This window comes from Candidatus Accumulibacter vicinus, from assembly GCF_000584955.1.
Taxonomy (GTDB): domain Bacteria; phylum Pseudomonadota; class Gammaproteobacteria; order Burkholderiales; family Rhodocyclaceae; genus Accumulibacter; species Accumulibacter vicinus.
Genome location: NZ_JDSS02000027.1, coordinates 43,091 through 44,013, shown reverse-complemented (window position 1 = coordinate 44,013; position 923 = coordinate 43,091). Strand labels below are relative to the sequence as shown.

Here is a 923-nt window from a genome sequence, read left to right as displayed (position 1 = left end):
GTTCCACCCGACTCAGCGTTCTCCCGCTTTCTGGCGACCTTGATCCAATTGGAAACGGCCGGCGGCTACACGAAGCAGATGCTCGCCTCGCTGCGGCAAAGTCTCACCGAGGTGTTGCCCGATTTCGGCCGGCACTTGGGCTTCGACGGCAAGGCGGTCGAAAGCCACAGTACCGGACAAAGAGACCGCGAAACGAGCAAGACCTCCGATCCAGACGCGGACTGGGGCCACCACAAGACCTCGGGCGTCGATGCGAACGGCAAAACCTGGAGCCAGGTCAAGAGCTGGTTTGGCTATGGCTTGCACGTGATCGCGGACACGCACTACGAGTTGCCGGTCGCTGTCGTGGTGACTTGTGCCTCGGCATCGGAATCCCCGACCCTGCGCCAGATGATCGGCGAACTGTTCGCCGAACAGCCGGTACTGGCCGAACGGTGTGAGGATTTCAGCGCCGACCGTGGGCTCGATGCCGGTGAAACGAAGGCACTCCTGTGGGATACCTACCGTATTCGGCCCCTGATCGACACGCGCGAACTGTGGCGCGCAGAGAAACAGGAGCCCGACTTCGATCCGTCCAGCACGATTACCCGCCCGCTGTTTCCCGAGCGTGCCGATACCCTCGTCCATACCGAAATGGGCAATGTCCGTTGCTGCTGTCCGCAGACGGGCGAAGTCCGCGACCTGGTCTTTCAGGGCTTCGAAGCCGATCGAGACACGCTGAAGTACCGTTGCCCGGCGGCTTACGTGGGGAGTGTGTGCCCGGGCGCCGAGTCCTGCCACGCCGCAGGCGACGTCCATCCCGGCACCTATGGCCGGATCGTTCGCATCAAGATTACCGAACAGGATCGCCGCATCTTCGTGCCGACACCCCATGGCAGCCCGAGCTGGCATCGGGGCTACAACCGGCGCACCGCACTGGAACG

The 923-nt window shown here is 63.2% G+C and carries 1 protein-coding gene; it reads left to right on the top strand.

From position 1 onward, the window contains the following. Nucleotides 1-39: 39 nt before the first annotated feature. Nucleotides 40-923, top strand: an 884-nt coding sequence (locus CAPSK01_RS12665; RefSeq protein WP_273703628.1) for a transposase, incomplete at its 3' end; no start/stop codon positions are given.